The sequence below is a fragment of the Gemmatimonas sp. UBA7669 genome (assembly GCF_002483225.1).
GTDB lineage: Bacteria > Gemmatimonadota > Gemmatimonadetes > Gemmatimonadales > Gemmatimonadaceae > Gemmatimonas.
The window spans coordinates 103,623-123,069 of sequence record NZ_DLHL01000042.1 but is presented as its reverse complement, the minus strand read 5'-3'; the positions used below and the strand labels follow the sequence as shown (position 1 = coordinate 123,069).

The following is a 19,447-nucleotide window of genomic DNA, read 5'->3' as shown; positions in this document are numbered from 1 at the left end:
GATCAGCGCGGGCGGCCGCCAGCGGGACCCCGCACCATCAAGACGGGCACCATGGTCTTGTGCCGTACGCCGTTTGCCGTGGTGCCATACAACACGTCCTGCAGACCCTTGTGTCCGTGTACGGCCATGGCAATCAGGTCACAGGCCTCACGCTCGGCCGCCGAGGCGATTTCCGTAGCCGGATCACCACCAGCCAGAATGGACTCCGTTTCAAAGCCCTCGGCACGCAACGTGGCACACCACTGCTCGATGTACTCGCGATCGGCACGCATCTCCTCCGACTCGCGCAACTGCAGGGAACGCTGATGTCGCGCGGCCCACCCATCGGCCACGTGGATCAGCACCAGCGACGATTGACAGAGCGTCGCCAGCCGACGCACGTGGTCCACGATGACGCCATCGTAGCTGGAGTGCTCGAGTGGCACGAGAATGCGTGTGTACATCAGGTCAGCCACTCCTTCACCGTCTGGACCAGCAGCCACACGTTCAGGGAGGCGATGACTGTCGCCACCCCGTAGGCGCTGAAACGCAGGGCTGGCGAATTGACGAACTCACCCATCTTGACCCGGTCGGACGTGAAGCGCACGAGAGGGAACACCGCGAACGACAACTGCAGTGAGAGCACGACCTGACTGAACACCAGCAACTTGGCCGTTCCACTTTCCCCGTAAATTATCGCAACGATGGCCGCCGGCACGATGGCAATCGCGCGCGTAATGAGACGACGCAACCAGGGCCGGATACGGAGGTCAAGGAATCCCTCCATCACGATCTGGCCCGCGAGCGTACCGGTGAGTGTGGAGTTCTGACCACTGGCCAGCAGGGCCAATGCGAAGACGGCGCTGGCACCGGCCACCCCGAGCAGCGGCGTGAGCAGTTGATAGGCGTCCTGAATTTCAGCGACCTGCGTATTGCCGGACGTATGGAAAGTGGCCGCCGCGACGATGAGAATGGCGGCGTTGATGAAGAGCGCAAACGTGAGGGCAATGGTGGAGTCGAGGAAGGCAAAGCGCACTGCTTCACGCTTGCCTTCGGCGCTCTCCTCATACTTGCGCGTCTGCACGATGGACGAGTGCAGGTAGAGATTGTGCGGCATGACGGTGGCACCGAGAATGCCAATCGCGATGTAGAGCATCTCGGGGTTCCGCACAATTTCGCTGGTGGGCACGAAGCCGCGGGCCACCGCGCCGAGGTCGGGTCGCGAAATGAACAACTCGAACACAAAACACCCGCCAACCACGGCCACGAGCGCAATGACCAGGGCCTCGAGCATGCGGAAACCGCGATTCTGCAGCCAGAGCACGATCATCACGTCGAGGGCGGTGATGGCAATGCCCCAGGGCAGCGGGATGTCGAACAGCAGGTTGAGGGCGATGGCGGTACCAATGACCTCGGCCAGATCACAGGCCGCAATGGCCAGCTCGCAGAGCACCCAGAGCGAAAAGGCCACGCGCGGTGAGTAGTGATCGCGGCAGGCCTGCGCGAGATCCCGCCCCGTCACGATGCCCAGCTTGGAGGCCAATCCCTGCAAGAGCACGGCCATCAGGTTGGACAGCAGAATGACCGACAGCAGGGCGTAGCCGAAGCGCGAGCCGCCGGCGAGATCGGTGGCCCAGTTGCCGGGGTCCATGTAGCCCACCGCCACCAGATATCCGGGTCCCGCAAAGGCCAGCAACTTGCGGAACCAGGTCGCGCCGTTGACCTCCACCGAGCGGTGCACCTCGGCGAGCGATGGCGCGAGGCGGGCCCGCCGCCAGCCGGGTTCCGGTGCCGCGGGCGACGACCGTGGAGAGGACTCGCGGCCGACGTCCCCGGGAATTTCATGATTCGGTTGCTGCATGGCCAATATTTAGTGTCACCTAAAGATTGTGGCAAGCCCACCATTCGGGAGCGCACGGCCGGCGGCAGTGCACGTCACCTCCGGTCTACGTCATGTGACGTAGCGACAGGCGCGCCGATACGTCGCACCATGCAGGCGACACCTGTCCCCAACCCCGCCTGCCATGTCCCGCATATGCCGCCGCGCCCTGTTGTCCCTCATCGGAGCGCTATCCATGATGTGCCGTGCCGCCGGGGCTCAAGACGCACACAGTGAGTCGCCGGGAGGACGCCGTCGGCTGCAACCGCTACCCGCCATCGGCTCCTCTCCCGAAACGGGCCTGCAGTTGGGCGCCACCGTGCTCGGGGTGTATGAACCTCCACCATCGGAGCACGCACGGCCCACGGCCCTCGTGGCCACGATCGTGCGCTCCACCCAAGGACAGATGCGTGCCAGTGCAGAAGGCGAACGCTGGACCGCCCACAACACCTGGCGCTGGCACGGGTTGCTGGCCTGGCAGCGCTTTCCCATGCCCTACCACGGCATTGGAGACCGCTCCACCAGCGACACGGGCATGCAATACGCTTCGCGCAGTCTGGAAGCGGTATTCACGGTGCAACGGCGAGTCCGCGGGGCCTGGTATGGCACGGCAGGCCTTCGCTGGATGCAGCAATCCATTCAGAATGGCGACGCGGTGCGCGCGCTGGTCGCGCAGCCACTGCCCGTCGGTTCGGACGGTGGACGCATCGCGGAGGCAAGTTTTGGTGTGTTGCATGACTCACGCGACGGCCTCTTCGCACCGCGTTCCGGTGGCGTCACACAATGGAGCCTGACTACCTCGCTGCCAGGCGCGGCCTTCGATTACCAGCGACTGCGCGTCGACACCCGGCGGCACGTGCCAATCGGCCACGGCCAGGTGCTTGCCGTGCAGGCGCTTGTTGTCGGAACCTCGGGCGGCGCGCCGTTTGACCAACTCGCGCTCGCGGGCGGCGGCGACATACTGCGCGGATATGCGCGTGGCCGTTATCGTGAACACTGGCTCATTGCGTCGCAAATGGAGTATCGCAGCCCGATCAGGAAGCGCGTGGGCGCGGTGGCATTCGCTGGACTGGGCGCAGTGGCATCACACCTTCCCGACCTGCCAGGCGCACTGCCATTGCCCACGTACGGCGCCGGATTGCGCCTGCAGCTGGATGCCGTGCAGCGCACGGCAATCCGTGTAGACTACGCTCGAGGGCGAAGCGGCGCCTCGGGGCTCTACATCGGATTCAATCAGGCCTTCTGATCCATGCATACGCTGCCCTTCGTTGGACGGGACACGGAACTCGCGCAGCTGCACACCGCCATTCGTGAAGTCACGGGTGGCCAGGGGCGACTGGTGTTCCTGTCGGGCGACGGTGGTGTGGGCAAGACACGTCTCATGCAGGAGGTGCAGCGGCATGCCGCGCAGGAAGGCCTGTGCTGTGCCACGGGCCGCGCCTATCCGCTCGAGACGGCCATCCCGTATGCGCCCTTTGCCGACGCGCTCACACCGGTCCTGTCTGCGCTCGATGCCGCCATCGTCACGCGGCTCACACGTGGCAGCTCGGCCGTGCTGGCGGCACTCGCCCCCAGTCTGCTCGCGCGCGGCAACCATGGCGATCACGCCGTACTGGACTACAGCCCAGCGGCTGAGCAGCGCGTGCGATTGCACGCCAGCGTACTGGCCTGTCTCAAGGCGCTGGGTGATCGGCAACCTCTCCTGCTCACACTCGAGAATCTGCAGTGGGCTGACCATGCGACGATTGAACTATTGCACTATCTCGGCCGGCAGATTCACTCATTGCGCGTTGTCCTTGTGGCGAGTTGGAACGAAACCGATGTGCCGCTGCCCGACAGCCTGCGCACCGCCTTGCGCTCGCTGCGTTCCCATCAGGCGGTGCTGGAGTTGACGCTGCCACCACTGGCATCCAGTGCTGTGCAGGACATGGTGGCCAGGCGCTTTGCAGTCAGCACTGCCACCTGCGCACCGCTCGTGCAACGCCTTCAGGCCGTGGCGCGCGGCAATCCGTTCTTCGTGGAGCAGATACTCGAAGAACTCATGCGTCGTCACGCCCTGCGCGAAGACGCCGGTGAGTGGGTGGGCTGGCAGGCCGCGCACGTGCAACTGCCGCCCTCGCTGCACGAGGTCATGGAGGCGCGACTGGCTCGACTGGACGGCGAGGCACGTCAGTTGGCCGAGCTCCTGTCTGTGGCCGGCAGCAGCGCCACACACGATCTGGTGCTGGCGTGCACGCGCGAAGTGATGGGTTGGGACCCAGCACAGACCGAGCGTACGCTTGATCGTCTGCGTCACGAGCGCCTCGTGCTTGATCGGGCACAGGGACCCGAGATCAGCTACGAGTTTTCCCATCCACTCTTGCAGTTGGCGCTGTTGCAGCGCATCGGCCTCGTGCAGGTCCGTCGCTGGCATGCTCTGATTGCGCGGACGCTCGAAGGACTGTCCGCACCAGACGTCGAAGCCGTGGCAGCACACTGGATGCAGGCCGATCCGGACCGTGACTCGGGACGTGCCATCCCCTGGCTGATCGATGCCGGGCTGCGTGCCGTATCGCGGCGCGCGCGTCGGGAGGGCGCCGCCTTTCTCCAGGCGGCGCTCGACCGCGCAGATCGAGATCCACATGCCACCACGCCTGAGACTTTGGCGGCGCTCGTGGACGACCTGGCCCGGGTGTATCGGCGACTCCCCGACTACCAGCGCGCTGCACAGCTCAACATGCGGGCCCGCGATCTGGCCGCGGCCCGCGGCGACACCCGCGCCCGTGCCATGGCGGAGCGCCGCATCGGCCTATCGCTGCAGGGACTCGCGCGACGGGAAGAAGCACTGGGACACTTCGACATTGCCTGCGCGCTGGCCGCACAAACCGGCGACCGCGTATTGCATGGCCGCGCCTTGCTGGCTCGCAGCGACTGCCGTCAGGCGCTTGGGCTGGTGGACGCCGCCAAAAGCGACGTGCGTGATGCGCTGGCCGCCGCGGAGGCCAGCAGCGACATGCTGTTGCTCGCCCGCGCGCACCGCATGCAGCTCATGCTGCATATCTGGACGGGCCCGGCGCATCGCGCGTGGACCCATGCCCGCGCCGCGGTGCAGCACGCCGAGGCCACTGGGGAACCCAATCTGCAATGGTCGGCGCATTGGGCCGCCGCCGTGCTGGCTGGTCTCACCTCCAATACCACGGCACTCGGTCAGCACCTCGCGGCCGCCGAGCAGCTGGCCCGGCAGCTTGCCTCACCCCTGTTGGAGCTGCGCACGCTCGAGGTGATGCTCGAGTACCGCGCCGGGACCGGGGAATGGCAGCGTGCACTCGCAGACGGCGATCGCGGCCTGGTGTTGGCTCGCATGCTCGAACAGTCCACCATTGTCTCGCGCATGGCCCATTGGGTGAGCGGCATCCTGCTGCAGCGCGGACAGCTGGATGCCGCCGCGCGTCTGGTGGACGAGGCCTGGGAGGTGTCCGGTGCCGCCTTGGCCGATGCACACCGGCCGTTCGAGGTGCACGGTATTCTGCCGGCCTTTGTGGCCCGCACCCGCCTGCTGCATGCGCGCGGTGCACATCGTGAAGCGCTCGCGCTGGGCGAGCGCGCGCTCGCGCTGGCCGATAGCACAGGCTACATCGCCTGGGCGGTACATCGCTTGCTGCCCACCATGGCCATGGTCGCCCTCGAGCTGCGCGATCATGCCACACTGCGCCGTCTTCGTGATCGACTGGCCAGTGACGCGTCCCGTCTTTCCCATGCCGTGGGCACGGCCTGGGTTCGTGTCATCGATGGCGAACTGGCCATGCAGGTTGGCCACATGGCTGAAGCCGTTGATGCGTTGCACGACGCCATCAACCAGCTCGAGGCCGTCCCCTATCCGTTTGACGCGGCCACGGCCCGACTTCGTTTGGCCGTCATGCACAAGACGCGAGGCGCCAGCACGGATGCTGTGCATGAAGCGCGTGCGGCGCTGTCAGTGTTTGAGTCGCTCGACGCTGCACCTTCGGTCAACATGGCTCGCGCACTGCTCAGCGAGCTGGGCGCGCTCTCGAACGCACAGGCGGCCATTCCGCGCGCGGGTGGTGTGTCGGCCGCGCCTTCCGGCACCGTACCGGCACGCACGGACTCACCGTTCGCTGCCCTCACCGCACGCGAACTCGACATCGTGCGGCTCGTGGCCCGCCGGCTTTCCAACAAGGAAATCGGCGCCGCGCTTGGCATTACGGCGCGCACCGCGGGCACACACCTCGCCAATGTGTTCGGCAAGGTGGGCGTGCGTGATCGCACCGGTCTTGGCGACCTCGCCCGCGAGCATGGACTGCACGACGACCTCTCGCCATCACAACACTGAGCGCCGACGCCGGGCCCGCGCTGGGCCCGACGTCGGCGGTATCGCGTCAGTTGCCGACGGCGACGCCGTCGCGGCGCGGATCGGCAATACCAATGCGCCGGCCATTGGGCGCGACATACACGCCATGCACGCCGCCAAACGTGATGTCCGCCACGCGACTCACCGTCTTGTAGCCGCGCGCCACCAGCGCCTGGTACACTGCCGACGTGAAACCCGGCTCCACTTCCACGTCGGTGCTGTTGGCGCTGGCATGAATGCGCGGCGCGGCGATGGCCACGAAGGGGTCTTCACCAAAGGCCAGTGTACGCAGCGTGACCTGCGTAATGGCCGGCTGGATATACTGGGAACCGGCCGCACCAATGACCAGTCGCACCTTGTCTCCCTCGAGAATGACCGTCGGAGACATGGTGCTGTTGGCATAGCGATTCACGCCACGCGTGCGGGCATCGAAGTTGCTCGCCGAGGAGTTGAGAAAGAATCCGCCGGTGTACACGCCGGAACCAAACAGGACTCCCACGGTGGTCGTCGCGGACACGGCGTTGCCCTCCGCGTCCACGACCGCCAGGTGCGAGGTGAAGCTCTCCCCCTCGGCCGCGTCTGCCGGCGCGTCCGCTGGCGCCACACCGGCAACCGAGGCCGGATATGGTTCGAAGCGCTGACACACCGAGGGCACCGTGGCCGAGTCCAGCGCAACAGCATTGCCGGCCCGCGCGGTATCGGGCATGGCTGCACCAACCTGCTGCGCACGTTCCTGCGCATAGGTGGGATGCGTCATGCCGCGCGCCGGCACACGCAGCGAGAACGGATCGCCACGCCAGCGATAACCGTCAGCGTTGCCCAGACGCATGATGTCCGCCATGCGCACCACGGCCTCAGGCGAATTCGTGAACCCGCCCGCCGTGGCCACCCCGCTGTACTCGGCCATCTGCAACATCTGCAGCACGACAGCGCCGCCCATTGGCGGCGGCGCGCCCAGCACGGTGAATTGCCGCCACGGTGCACAGAGCGGACGCATGCTGGCCACGGGATAGGCCGCCATATCACCCGCGCTGATCAGTCCACCGAGGGACTGCACCTTGCCCGCCAGCGCCTCCGCAACACGTCCGCGGTAGAACCCATCGCGCCCCTGCGCGAGAATCTGGTCGAAGGTTGCCGCGAGTTGCGGCTGCACGAGCAGGTCGCCGGGCCGCAGCGGTTGACCGTTGGGCAGAAACAGCGCGGCCGCTTCCGCGTCCGCCTGCAGCTTGGCGCGGGAGCTGGCAATGGTGCGCGCCAGCAACGGCGAAACAATGAACCCTTCGCGTGCAAGGCGCATGGCCGGAGCCATGACCTGGGCGCGCGTGAGCTTGCCCCACTTGGCGTGCGCTTCGAGCAAACCCGCCACCATGCCCGGCGTGGCAGCAGCACGGCCCACCGCCCGCGTCCCCGCGGGTTCAGGCCGCGCCCATGCCGGATCGGCGCCGCTGCGCGGATAGAACGACAGATGTTCGGCGCGACGTGTCTTGGCGTTGTAGTACGTCATGGCGCCACCTCCGCCGAGCCCCGTCTGCGAAATGTCCGTCACGGAGAGCGCAAAGGCCGTGGCGACAAACGCGTCCACGGCATTGCCACCCTGCGCGAGGATCTGCGCACCAGCAGCAGCCGCGTCCGGGTGCGATGCGGCCACCATGCCGCGCTGTCCTTCCGCACGCTTGCCGGCCATGGGCGAGATGCGGTCGTCCACTCGCGAAGACGAAGCGCAGGAGGCAAGCGCTGCGCTGGCGCACAGCGCAACGAGCGACGCGCGCAGGCGACGCGCGCGCGGCGGCACGTGATGACTCAGCTGAGGGCGCACACTGGGGAGTGAAGTGCGTTTCACGACGGAACCTCGCGAACGGTGGGAGAGAACGAGAGCGCGACTACTGATCAATGAGGGAGAGCAATTGACGCACGATGCGTTCGGTCAGTCCCCAGACCACATGCTCGGCCACGCGGTATCCCGGAAACCGCGCACGAACACCGTCTACCGACAGAATGTGTTCCGCACGTGCGGTGTCGTCACGCAGCGCGTTGAGCGGTACCCAGTACGTGGCCGCGACTTCCACGTTCGGCACGAAGGTGACATCGGGCGCCACCACCGCCACGAACGGACGGATGATGAGCGGCGGCAACGTGGGGTTCTGCGGCGCGAGATCATCGAGTCGCCCGAGCAGTTGCCCCTGCCTGAGGTCGAGCGACAACTCTTCGCGCGTCTCCCGAATGGCCGTGGTCTCGAGCGAGTCATCATGCGGCTCGAAACGACCGCCCGGAAAGGCCATGTGGCCGCTCCACGGGTCGCCATCCTTGTCAGCGCGCCGGATGAACAGCAGCTCCGGCACCTCGTCAGCCACGCGCAGCACCGCCGCCACGGCCGCCAGACGCCGACTGGTGTCGGCGACGGTAGTGGCGTCCAAGGGCTCGCGCGTCAGCAAGCGCTGCGACAGACGGGCAATGTCCGCCTGTCGCAGGTCACGCTCGAGTCCCAACGACCTCACTCGGCGACGGCGCCGCCGCTGGCCACCCAGTCGCGATAGCCGCCGGCCAACGACGCCACGTTCTGGTAGCCCATGTCGCGCAGCGTCAGCGCGGCCAGGGCCGAGCGGTTGCCACTGGCGCACATGAGCACGACGCGCGCGTCACGTGGCACCTTGGCCTCGATCTGACTCTCGAGTACGCCACGCCCGATATACTCGGCGGGTGCGGCGTGACCCATGGCCCACTCGTTTTGCTCGCGAATATCGATGAGGGTGATCGACTCGCCGCGGGCCAGCGCGTCCTGCACTTCACGCGCGGTGATTTCGGTGATCTGCGCCTTCGCTTCGGCGATCAGTTGCTGTGCGGTCTTCATCGGGCGGATGGTGTGGGGGAACCCGTGAACGGACGATCGTGACGATGGACGTGCAGCGTGCGGGCGTCGGCATCCAGCGTGGCCATGGCGCCAAACGGCAGCGTCCACTGTTCTTCAATATGGCCAATCGGAACGCCCAGCAGGGCCGGAACCTGCAAACGTTCGGCCACATCCTGCACCACGGCCTCAATGCTGCGCGTGCCGTCCGCCGTGGTGTCGGGGCAGTCGGTGAAGTGGCCCAGCACGAGGCCGACACAGCCGTCGAGGGCGCCGGACAGCAGCAGCTGCGTCAGCATGCGGTCGAGCCGATACGTGGCTTCGCCGACATCTTCCAGCACCACCAAGGCGCCATCGAAGCGGCAGGCCCAGGGCGTCCCCACCAGTGACGCCACCAGGGCGAGATTGCCGCCCGCCAGACGACCGGTTGCCCGGCCCGGATGGATCACTGACGCCGATTCGGCCATCCACGTGGCCTCACGCCCCTGGGCCACGATGGTGCGAAAGGCCTCGCGCGAAAATGCGGACAGCTGACCACGCGCCACCGGACCGTGAAAACTCACCCACCCATGGCGTTGCCACAGCGCGTGCAGGGCCGTGATGTCGGAGAATCCGATGAGCGGCTTGGGCGGTACGTCAGGGGAGGCATGACGCACCACGTCCTCGAGGACAGGCAGGAGCCGCGCCGCGCCGTAGCCACCGCGCAGGCACCAGATGCCATGTACGTCATCGTCTTCGAGCGCGCGTATCAGATCGGACGCGCGCGCGTCGTCGTCGCCGGCAAAGTACCCACTGCGGGCCAAGGCATGCGCGCCGGGCGCTGGCACCCAGCCAAATGATTCGACCGTGGACACGGCGCGCGCCAACTCATGCGGTCCGTTGAGGGGTCCCGATGGCGACACCAGTGCAACCCGCGCGCCTGGCGGCAGTGGGGCCGGCTCACGCAGGCCCCGGTCCCGCATGCTCACGCGACCGTGGCGGCGGACGCCGTCAGACGCTCGGCGCGTGCGAGATAGGCCGCCCGCACGCGCTGCGTGATGGGACCCGGCTGGCCGTTGCCCACCACGTGCTGATCAATGCGTGTGATGGGCAGGACAAACGATGTGGCACTGGTGAGGAAACACTCGTCCGCCGCCATGGCCTGTTCCACCGTGAACGCCCGCTCGCGTACGACGAGACCCAGTTCACGCGCGACCTCAACGACCACGTCGCGCGTGATGCCGGCCAGAATGTCGTGTGACACCGGACGGGTTTGCAGCTCACCCTGGTTCACGATCCACACGTTGCTGGATCCGCCTTCAGTGACGACACCGTTCTCGTGCATGAGCGCTTCGCCGGCACCCGCTTCGCGCGCCGCCTGCTTGGCCAGCACCTGGGCCAGCATGGCGGTGCTCTTGATGTCGCAACGTCCCCAGCGAATGTCGGGTACGACATGCACCGTGAGTCCCGACGCGTTCGGATCGTCCGAAAGACGCTTGGGACGCGCCCAGGCAAAGGCGGTGGGCTTGATGGCCGACGGGAACGCAAAGTCCCGCTCGGCCACACCGCGTGTGACCTGCAGGTACACCAGACCCTCGGTGATGTCGTTGCGTGTGGCCAGTTCCTGCATGACGTCGAGCCAGGTAGCCGATGAGTACGGCGCGGGCAGCGACAGTTCACGCTGCGAGCGCTCGAGTCGCACGAGGTGGCGATCGGCATCGAGCAGGCGGCCATTGAACACGGCGGCCACTTCGTACACTCCATCACCGAAGAGCAGACCGCGGTCGAAGATGGACACCTGAGCCTGATCTTCCGGAACGAAAGAACCGTTGAGCCAGCAGCTGCGCATGATGGGGAGAGTGTCGAGGTGAGGGACTGCGGCGCCGCCCGTCACGGCGCCCAGGTCACGCCACCGAACAGGAGAAAGCCTGCGACTGCACCGCCCAGCAGGACCCATCCCGACCCGACGCGCGTACCGATCAGCACCAACGAGGCCACCAGCAAGATAGCCAGGGTGCGAAGGTCCACGCCGAGCGCGCGGGCCAGCGTCACGACGACGGCGGCCATGAGAGCCAGGGAGGCGGCATTCACGGCGTCGAGCAGATGTCGTCCCGCCGGCCACTGCTGCAGCCGGTGCACCAACGGGGCGGAGAGCGCCACGGCAACGAACGCCGGGAGAAAGATGCCCGCCGTGGCCGCCATGGCGCCGGCATGGCCGTCCACCACGTAGCCCACAAAGGTGGCCGCACTGAACACCGGACCGGGCGTGACCTGCCCCATGGCAATGGCATCGAGCGCCTGGGCGTCGGTGAGCACGCCCAACCGCTCGACGAACTCGCGGCGCACGAAGGCCAGCAGCACATAGCCACTGCCAAACAGCACGCTGCCGATGGTCGCGAAGCTCACAAACAGGGTGCCGGCACCAATCCCGGCCGCGCCCGCGCTCGCCGCGCTCACGCCAGTAGTGGCCAGTACCTGCCCGGTATCACGCAGGGACCAGGCAGGGGCCGACGACAGGCCGCCCGTTGCCAGGGTAAAGCCTGAGGCCACACCGGGATGGTTGGCGGCCCGCCAGGCGTTCAGCACGCCCACCAGCAGCGCGCCACCCAGAATGACGAACTCGGAAACACCGGCCAGCGCGGCCGCCACCGCCACCAGCGCCAGCACCAGCGTGCCCGATGTGCGCATGACACTGGCCTTGAGCCGCCAGAGCGCCTGCACCACCACCGCCAGCACGGCCGGCTGCATGCCCTGCAGCAGCGCCGCCACTTCCACCCGCGTGCCGTAGCGCACATAGGCCCAGGCAGCCAGCCACACCAGCAGCACAGCCGGCACCAGAAAGCAGCCGCCCGCCAGCAGCAGCCCCACCCAACCTGCCCGCAGATAGCCCAGATGAATGGCCAGCTCGGTGGAATTGGGACCGGGAATGAGGTTGGTGGCCCCGACCAGATCGACAAAGGCCTCGCGACTGAGCCAACGCCGCCGCGTGACCAGTTCGTCCTCCAAGGCCGCGATGTGCGCCGCCGGTCCGCCAAAGGCCGTCAAACCAAGCCGCAGAAACACGGCGGCCACCTCCCGCCGCACGCCTTGCGGATTGACGGGGACTTGTGGCGCTGCTTCGTGCACATTGTCGCGCGCGGCCGTCTCGGACATCAGGAGAAGATAACGCGCAGGACGCACTGCGTTCTCAGAATCCAATGCGCAAGAAAGTGGTGCAACACGCCGCGCAGCTCCACCACATCATGGCGGCGTGCTCACTCTCCGCGCCGCCGCCCTCGCGCTTTCACGCGCCGACTCGTTCGAGGCCCTGCGTCCGCTCGCCCGCGCATTGGGGTTCCTCGACACGCCCGTTCCGCTCTCCGCCGCCCTCCGGCGTGAACTGGGCATTCACGCACTCTGCGACCAGGCCGCTTTGCATGTCCGACCCGGCGGGCTGCGTCTCCTGGTGGCCACACTGACGCCGCCTGATGCACTGCAGGGGACCGGTGATCTGCGAGAGCGCGCACTGGCCGTCGCCACGGCGCTCAAACGCGTGGCCCCAACCGGACTGTGGTGCATCTGTCTGCTCGATCACACACGGCAGCACCTGTGTCTGGCCGCCGTGATCGATCACGCGCGTGGCCTGCGTCTCACCGCCCTGCGTGTCGACTGCCGCCGAGTGCTCGATTCGGACGCGGATACGCTGCGCAGCCTCGCCGCCATCACAGAGACCGATGCGCACGCACATCACGCGCGACTCGCCGACATTCTGGGGCGGGACGCACTCTCTCGTCGCTTCTATCGGGAGCTGGAGCAGCGCGTGGGCACGCTGGCCCAATCCCTGCACACCGACGCGTCACGGCGACACAGCGCACGATCACGTCAGGGTTTGCTGCCTACCCCTGCTGAACGCCGCGAACTGGCGCTGCTCACCGCATCGCGCTGTCTCTTCCTGTCGTTTCTCGAAGCCAAGGGCTGGCTGGACGCGCGTCGGGACTTTCTGCTGCACGAGGCCGTCCGCGTGCTGGAATCCGGCGGTGGCATCCATGCGCGCGTTCTGCGCCCGTTGTTCTTCGGCACACTCAACACACCACGGCGTCATCGCGCCACCGAGGCTCGGCGTTTTGGCGCGGTGCCCTTTCTGAATGGCGGTCTGTTCTCGCCCACCGCACTCGAACGTCGGCATCACCATCTCGACTTCAGCGACGACGCACTCACCGCCTTGCTGGGCGGACTGCTCGACCGCTATCGCTTCACGGCGCGCGAAGAGTCGTCCGCGTGGTCGGAGGCGGCCGTCGACCCGGAAATGCTTGGTCGCGCGTTTGAAGGGCTGATGGCCGAAGACGAACGCAAGCGATCGGGCAGCTTCTACACGCCGCCACATCTGGTGGCGCAGGCCGTGGACGCGGCACTCGTCTGCACTCTCGAAGCCCGGTGCGGGCAGGACACGCCGGAATTCTGGACCGGTCTGCGCGTACTCGATCCGGCCTGCGGGTCGGGAGCGTTTCTCGTGCAAGCTCTCGAAACACTCGATGCGAGAGCGGCGGCGGCCGGCGACCCACGCAGCGAGCACGAACGGCGACGGGCCATTCTCGCCCGCTGCATCTTCGGCGTGGACAAGCAGCCCATGGCGGTCTGGCTCTGCGAGCTGCGCCTCTGGCTGTCGGTGGTCATTGCCTGTGATGCCCCGCGCATTGAAGACATTGCCCCACTGCCCAATCTCGATCACCACATCCGCGTCGGCGACGCCCTGACCGGCGGCACGCTGCAGTTTGCCGCTCCATCGGCCGGACAGCTCGCGCGACTGCGTGAGCGCTATGCACGTGCCACCGGACCGCGGAAGCTGCGCACCGCCCTTTCGCTGGATGCGGAAGAAAGGGAGCGCGCCATCACGGAACTCTCGCGCCATCTCGACGCACTCCGCCGAGAACGCCGTCAGCTCGTCAGCATGCTGCGCGGCCGTGACCTCTTCGGACAACGCCGTCGCCCTGCCCGCGCCGATGTCGCACGTCTGGACTGGCTGCGTCAGCGCTCGCGCGAGTTGCAGACACAGCGTCATCGCCTGCAGCTGGGCGGAGCGTTGCCCTTCCGCTTTGCGTCCATGTTTGCCGATGTGGCCGCCGCCGGCGGATTCGACCTGCTGGTGGGCAACCCCCCGTGGGTGCGTCCACACGCCATGGCGGCCAACGAGCGCACGTATCTGCGCACCGAATTCCGCGCCATGCGGCACGCCACGTGGCGAGTAGGCGCTTCCCGCGCTGGCGCCGGTGCCGGCTTTGCCGCACAGGCCGACCTCGCCGTGGCCTTCGTTGAACGCGCGGTGCAATTACTGCGGCCCGGTGCCACCCTGGCCCTACTGCTGCCGGCCAAACTCTGGCGCAATCTGTCCGGTGGCGGCGTGCGACGCCTGCTGCTGCATGACACGCACATTCGGGCGCTGCACGACTGGAGCGATGCACCGGCGCTGTTCGATGCCGCCACTTACCCTTCCCTGCTGGTCGCGCAGCGTCGGCAGCCGGCCGATGCGCGCGCGTCTTCCAGCAGCAAGGCGGCACCCTCGGAGTCCGCTTCGGCATCCATGGACATGGTGCACTGCGTGGTGACGCGCGACACGTCCGTGCGCTTTGCCATGCCCTCCGCATCGCTCTCGCTGGAAGCCGACGACCCGGCTGCGCCCTGGGTGTTGCTGCCCCCCGCTGCGCGCGTCGCCTTCGACGCGCTCCGTCATGCGGGACCTCCCCTCGCCGACAGCCCACTCGGCCGCCCACTGCTCGGCGTCAAGTGTGGATGCAACGCGGCGTTTCTTGTGCATGCGGTCGAGCACCACGACGACGGTGCCACCGTCACCTCGCTCGCAGCCTCCACACCAACCCAGGGGGTGATTGAGCGGGCCGTGCTGCGACCGGCCCTGCGCGGCGAGGCACTCGTGGGGCCCGTGGCGGCACACACGCCTGGCAATCACGCACCAGGCAATGACGCACCAGGCAACCACGCACCAGGCGCGGACACGCCGCGCCACAGTGCGCAGCCCGACGAACACGACGTGCGCATCATCTGGACCCACGACGCCTTCGGCAAACCCCTCGCCGCGCTACCACCCGCCACCGCAAGATGGCTGGGGAGCTGGCGCCCGAGACTGCGGGCGCGCCGCGATGCCCGACAATCGCAGCCCTGGTGGACCCTGTTCCGCACCGACGCCGCGCGCGCGGATCTGCCACGCCTCGTGTGGGCAGACATTGGCCGCCAGTTGCGTCTGCGTCTGCTGCCCCCGCACGACCCCACCGTGCCGCTCAACACCTGCTACGTGCTGCGGCTTGCCACACTCGACGATGCCTACGCGGCGCTCGCGCTGCTCTCCTCGGATGTTGCCGCAGCGTGGCTGGACGTGCTGGCCGAACCGGCACGCGGTGGCTTTCGCCGCTACCTCGGGTGGACCGTCGGTGCCCTGCCTGTGCCACAGGCCTGGCCTCGCGTCGTGGCAGACCTCGCCCCCCTGGGCAAACGCCTGCATGCGGGCGAACACCTGCCCGCCCCGCTGCTCAACACGGCCGTTGCCAGGGCCTACGGCCTCTCGCTCACCGTCATCACTCCACTTCTTGCCTGGCATCAGCATGCTCCCGCCCAATCGGACTGACTCGGCATGTCCGCCTGAAGCCGCAACACACGGCGCAGCGCAGCAAGTGCGCTGGAACACCCCGCATGCGGTCATGCACCGCATGGCGCACGCGCTCTCACCGGTGCACACCAGCGCGGCGCTTGGTGAGATCACGCTGCGCGCGCACCAGCACGAAGCCGTCGCGCAGCTCACACGCATTCTGGCCGAATACCGGGGAGCCCTGCTTGCCGACGACGTGGGGTTGGGCAAGACCTTTGTGGCGCTTGCGGTGGGTCGGCAATACGACACGGTGCATGTCGTGGCACCGGCAACACTCCTGCCCACCTGGCGGACGGCCGCGGCACGCGCCGGCATGGCGCAGGTGCAGGTTCATTCGCTGCACGCCTGGTCGCGCCCCACCCCGCCGGCGCTGCCCATGCGAGGGTCCAGTCTCGTGATCATCGACGAGGCACACCATCTGCGCAATGCGGCCACCCGTCGCTATTGGCAGCTGGCAGACAGTGTGGCAGCCTGTGATGTCCTGCTGCTGTCGGCCACCCCGGTTCACAATCGGCCCGGTGATCTGCGCGCCCTGCTGGCGCTCTTTCGCGGGCATCGACTCGATGCGTTGGACGATCACAGTCTCGCGCGCATGGTGGTACGCCGCCGGGCGCAGGACGTTGGCACCGGCACGGATGCGGGGAGCGACGCACGGCCGCGGCGCATGGCGCATGCCACCATTCGCGAACCACAGGACCGCGAAGTCCTCGATGCCATCCTGTCACTGCCGTCCCCGCTGCCAGCCCATGATGGGGCAGTGGCCGGCGCCCTGATTCGGCTTGGCCTCCTGCGAGCCTGGTGTTCGAGCGATGCGGCACTGGTGCATGCGCTCACCAGACGGCGCCTGCGCGGCGAAGCACTGCGTGATGCCCTCTGTGAAGGACGCCACCTCACGAACGACGAGCTGCGCCACTGGGTGATTGGAGATGACGCGGGACAATTGGCGTTTCCGGAACTCCTCGCCACCCACCGTGCGGCGTCGGGTGATCTGTTGACCGTGCTCGATCGCCATCTGGACGCCGTGGCCGCTCTGGCCCGCCATATGTCCCGCACACAACCGTCATCGCGTGATCAGGCGCGCGCCGGGCATGTGCGTGGCATTCTCGCGCGCCATCCGCAGCAGCCCGTGGTCGCCTTCTCGCAGTACACGCGCACCGTACAGTCGCTGTTTCGTGCGCTGTCGGACATAGCCGGCGTTGGTGCCATCATGGGCACACAGGCCCGTATCGCCAGCGGTCCGCTGCCACGACAGGAGCTTATCGGGCTCTTCGCCCCGTCGGCCAACGGTCTTCCCCCGCCGCCCGCCATTCAACGCGTACGCCTGCTACTCACCACCGACCTCATGGCCGAAGGTGTCAACCTGCAGGATGCCGGCGTGGTGGTGCATCTCGACATGCCCTGGACCCACGCCATGCTCGTACAACGTGAGGGACGCGCACTGCGCATGCACTCACCGCATCGGGCCGTGCACGTATACACGTTCGGACCGGATGCGCAGGTCGCCGCCGTGCTGCGTGCCGAGCAGCGCGTGCTCAGCAAGCGTCTGATCGGTTGGCACCTGGTTGGCGGAGAACGCGGGGCGCCGCAGAGTGCCGCAGATTGGCAGGCCGCATGGCGGCGTGTCCTGCAGCGTTGGCATCAGCTTCCGTTGCACTCATCGCCGCATCACGAGGTCCCGTCAACCACCGGTCAGTCGCCCACGCTGTACGCGGCGGTGCGCGCGTCGTCACGCCTGCGCGCCCATGTCGTCTGCGCCTTGGTCCTCATCGCGGGAGAAGACCAGCCGCTCGTGCTGCGTGCGCGCAAGCGCGCGGACGGCAGCCTGCGCTGGACCAGCTCGCGGCACCCTCGCGCGTTGCTGCGTGTGGCCCGCCTCTGGCGTTCGCCCGTAGGGCATTCACGACTGCGCCGGATACCACGCGCCCAAGCGCGACAGGCCGTACGCAGGCTGCGGCGTCAACTGCGCCGGCTCCACGAATCGGCGCAGTTTCGCAGCCTGCTCGGACCGTCGGCAATGGCCACCTCGCAGGTCGTCATGCAAATCACGGAGCGTCTGGCAGCCCTGGAACGGAGCTGGCCCGTGCCGCGTCGCCGGCAACATGCCGAGCCTCTGGTTGCGGCCAGACGCTGCCTCAGCCTCGTGCGGGGCGCGGCCGCCGAGTCGGCCTGCGCCCGCTGGCTGCGCCGTGCGCCAGTGACCAGTGCTCGCAGCGGTTCCACCAACATCGGCGCCGCACAGCGCGCCTGGATCGAGGCCTGGCAGCAGGAACCCGTGCTCGCTCGGCTCATGGCCAGTGCCTGTGTCTGTGCGAATGCCAATTCAATCACGGTAACTACCGAAGCGGCAACCGACTCACTTCTGATAGGCCGGGCAGTGCCCGTCCCCTCCGACGTCCCCGCCACCATGATGCTGGTGCTGCTGGCCCGTTAGGATTCATCACCATGGCCATCAGCTCGCGTCCTGCCCTGCTGTTCGATCTCGACGGCACGCTCATCGACTCCATCGGTCTGCTGCTCGAGTGCATGCAGTTCGCCTTTGCCGACCGCACGCGCAGACCAAGCACGGCCGAATGGGTGGCCGGCATTGGCACGCCGCTGCGTACGCAGCTGGCCGAGTGGTGCGAGGGGCCGGACGACGTGGAAGCCATGGTGGGGCGGTACCGTGACTATCAGGACCTGCACCTGGAGCGCCTCACCAGCCCGTTCCCGGCCGTCCTTGAGACCCTGGCCTGGGCCAGACGTGAAGGGCACGCCACGGCCATTGTCACCAGCAAGGGCCAGGGCATGACCTGGCGCTCACTGCGACACGTGGGTCTGGGCGAGGCCTTCGACGCCGTGGTGACCTTTGAGGAAACGGCGCGCCACAAGCCCCTGCCCGATCCGGTCTTCCTGGCGCTCGAGCGCCTCGGGGCCACCCCGGACCGTGCCATCTTCGTGGGCGACTCCCCCCACGACATGCATGCCGGGCGCGCGGCCGGCGTGGTCACCGCCGCGGCCCTCTGGGGGCCCTTCAGCCGCGATGAACTGGCCCCGGCCGCCCCGGACCATTGGCTGACCGACATGAGTCAGCTGCCAGGCATCGTGGCCGACCTCGGAAACTGAATTCGCGCTGATTTCGCCGGGTCGTTCAAACCCTTCGGCCCGCCAGATGATCGAATCGGGTGACAAGTTTCCGGAGTCCCCCTGCTCGCACTTGGCGTGACCGATCCAACCTTCGAAACGCATCACCTCACCCTGACCCCCGGTCAGGGGCGTGACGACGTAGCCGCTGCTGCCAGCGGCGACCGTCGGGCGTTCGAACGGGTCTATCGCGCCCATGCGGACCGGGTGTTTGCCCTCTGCGTGCGCATGCTGGGCGACCGGGGCCTTGCCGAAGAAGTGGTGCAGGACGTCTTCGTCCGCGTCTGGCAGAAGCTGCCCGGGTTCCGCGGTGAGTCGGCGTTCAGCACCTGGCTGCACCGGGTCGCCGTCAACGTGATTCTGTCGCGCCGCAAGGCCGGCGGAATCCATCAGGCCCGTCACGCCGACGAAGACGCGCTGGACGACGCACCGGGACGCACCGAGTCGCTGGGCGATCGCATGGATCTTGAAGGCGCCATCGCCGGTTTGCCGAAGGGTGCGCGCATGGTCTTCGTGCTGCACGACGTGCAAGGCTACACCCACGAAGAAATCGGTGAGCAGCTCGGTATCACACCGGGTGGCAGCAAGGCCCAGTTGCATCGGGCCCGCATGCTGCTGCGCACCGCGCTCACGCGCTGATCTCATCATGTACTCCTGTTTGCA

14 protein-coding genes are annotated in these 19,447 nt (G+C 67.5%); 6 read left to right on the top strand and 8 right to left on the bottom strand.

The window, feature by feature from the left end; genetic code table 11:
* Nucleotides 1-2: 2 nt before the first annotated feature.
* Complete coding sequence (locus B2747_RS11485) at nt 3-455, bottom strand: universal stress protein (protein ID WP_291160718.1); 453 nt, start codon at nt 453-455, stop codon at nt 3-5.
* Complete coding sequence (locus B2747_RS11480) at nt 443-1,840, bottom strand: Nramp family divalent metal transporter (protein ID WP_291160716.1); 1,398 nt, start codon at nt 1,838-1,840, stop codon at nt 443-445. Before B2747_RS11480 ends, B2747_RS11485 begins: the two co-directional genes overlap by 13 nt.
* A gap of 163 nt (nt 1,841-2,003) precedes the next feature.
* On the opposite strand from B2747_RS11480, the gene B2747_RS11475 reads away from it, so the two are divergent.
* Both B2747_RS11475 and B2747_RS11470 read left to right on the top strand, forming a co-directional pair.
* Nucleotides 2,004-3,104 carry a BamA/TamA family outer membrane protein gene (locus B2747_RS11475; RefSeq protein WP_291160713.1) on the top strand — a complete coding sequence of 367 codons (1,101 nt, stop codon included), beginning with the start codon at nt 2,004-2,006 and terminating at the stop codon, nt 3,102-3,104.
* A 3-nt stretch (nt 3,105-3,107) separates the two neighbouring features.
* The gene (locus tag B2747_RS11470; RefSeq protein ID WP_291160710.1) at nt 3,108-6,188 is read left to right on the top strand and encodes a helix-turn-helix transcriptional regulator; all 3,081 of its coding nucleotides are present in this window, start codon (nt 3,108-3,110) and stop codon (nt 6,186-6,188) included.
* 46 nt (nt 6,189-6,234) lie between these two features.
* On the opposite strand, the gene B2747_RS11465 is transcribed toward B2747_RS11470, so the two are convergent.
* From B2747_RS11465 to chrA, 6 genes are read right to left on the bottom strand one after another with little or no spacing between them, the layout of a single operon-like run.
* Nucleotides 6,235-8,046: a gamma-glutamyltransferase family protein gene (locus B2747_RS11465; protein WP_291160707.1), complete on the bottom strand. Its 1,812-nt coding sequence runs from the start codon at nt 8,044-8,046 to the stop codon at nt 6,235-6,237.
* Nucleotides 8,047-8,086: 40 nt separating this feature from the next.
* Entirely contained in the window at nt 8,087-8,701 is a 615-nt protein-coding gene (locus B2747_RS11460) for an NUDIX hydrolase (RefSeq protein WP_291160704.1), read from the bottom strand.
* Nucleotides 8,698-9,054, bottom strand: coding sequence for a rhodanese-like domain-containing protein (locus tag B2747_RS11455; protein ID WP_291160700.1), 357 nt, complete (start codon nt 9,052-9,054; stop codon nt 8,698-8,700). The genes B2747_RS11460 and B2747_RS11455 overlap by 4 nt, the downstream gene beginning before the upstream one ends.
* Nucleotides 9,051-10,013 (bottom strand): S66 peptidase family protein, encoded by a 963-nt coding sequence (locus B2747_RS11450; RefSeq protein WP_291160800.1) that lies wholly within the window; start codon nt 10,011-10,013, stop codon nt 9,051-9,053. The genes B2747_RS11455 and B2747_RS11450 overlap by 4 nt, the downstream gene beginning before the upstream one ends.
* Before the next feature lie 2 nt (nt 10,014-10,015).
* Complete coding sequence (locus B2747_RS11445; protein WP_291160697.1) at nt 10,016-10,879, bottom strand: D-amino-acid transaminase; 864 nt, start codon at nt 10,877-10,879, stop codon at nt 10,016-10,018.
* 41 nt (nt 10,880-10,920) lie between these two features.
* Nucleotides 10,921-12,183, bottom strand: a complete 1,263-nt coding sequence (gene chrA / locus B2747_RS11440; protein ID WP_291160694.1) for a chromate efflux transporter — start codon at nt 12,181-12,183, stop codon at nt 10,921-10,923.
* Nucleotides 12,184-12,280: 97 nt separating this feature from the next.
* Between chrA and B2747_RS11435 the strand changes: the two genes are divergently transcribed.
* The 4 genes from B2747_RS11435 to B2747_RS11420 all read left to right on the top strand — a co-directional run bounded on the left by B2747_RS11435 (nt 12,281) and on the right by B2747_RS11420 (nt 19,423).
* On the top strand, nt 12,281-15,643 hold the full coding sequence (locus tag B2747_RS11435) for an Eco57I restriction-modification methylase domain-containing protein (protein WP_291160691.1): 3,363 nt from the start codon (nt 12,281-12,283) through the stop codon (nt 15,641-15,643).
* The gene (locus tag B2747_RS11430) at nt 15,621-18,095 is read left to right on the top strand and encodes a DEAD/DEAH box helicase (protein ID WP_291160687.1); all 2,475 of its coding nucleotides are present in this window, start codon (nt 15,621-15,623) and stop codon (nt 18,093-18,095) included. Before B2747_RS11435 ends, B2747_RS11430 begins: the two co-directional genes overlap by 23 nt.
* Nucleotides 18,096-18,106: 11 nt before the next feature.
* Nucleotides 18,107-18,766, top strand: a complete 660-nt coding sequence (locus tag B2747_RS11425; RefSeq protein WP_291160685.1) for an HAD family hydrolase — start codon at nt 18,107-18,109, stop codon at nt 18,764-18,766.
* A 96-nt stretch (nt 18,767-18,862) separates the two neighbouring features.
* Nucleotides 18,863-19,423: an RNA polymerase sigma factor gene (locus B2747_RS11420; RefSeq protein ID WP_291160683.1), complete on the top strand. Its 561-nt coding sequence runs from the start codon at nt 18,863-18,865 to the stop codon at nt 19,421-19,423.
* Nucleotides 19,424-19,447: the final 24 nt, after the last annotated feature.

Excerpts from the sequence above, each read along its gene's own strand:
- B2747_RS11450 (WP_291160800.1), bottom strand. The coding sequence starts at position 10,013 with ATGCGGGACCGGGGCCTGCGTGAGCCGGCCCCACTGCCGCCAGGCGCG.
- chrA (WP_291160694.1), bottom strand. The coding sequence starts at position 12,183 with ATGTCCGAGACGGCCGCGCGCGACAATGTGCACGAAGCAGCGCCACAA.
- B2747_RS11445 (WP_291160697.1), bottom strand. The coding sequence starts at position 10,879 with ATGCGCAGCTGCTGGCTCAACGGTTCTTTCGTTCCGGAAGATCAGGCT.
- B2747_RS11425 (WP_291160685.1), top strand. The coding sequence starts at position 18,107 with ATGGCCATCAGCTCGCGTCCTGCCCTGCTGTTCGATCTCGACGGCACG.
- B2747_RS11470 (WP_291160710.1), top strand. The coding sequence starts at position 3,108 with ATGCATACGCTGCCCTTCGTTGGACGGGACACGGAACTCGCGCAGCTG.
- B2747_RS11430 (WP_291160687.1), top strand. The coding sequence starts at position 15,621 with ATGCTCCCGCCCAATCGGACTGACTCGGCATGTCCGCCTGAAGCCGCA.
- B2747_RS11475 (WP_291160713.1), top strand. The coding sequence starts at position 2,004 with ATGTCCCGCATATGCCGCCGCGCCCTGTTGTCCCTCATCGGAGCGCTA.
- B2747_RS11455 (WP_291160700.1), bottom strand. The coding sequence starts at position 9,054 with ATGAAGACCGCACAGCAACTGATCGCCGAAGCGAAGGCGCAGATCACC.
- B2747_RS11480 (WP_291160716.1), bottom strand. The coding sequence starts at position 1,840 with ATGCAGCAACCGAATCATGAAATTCCCGGGGACGTCGGCCGCGAGTCC.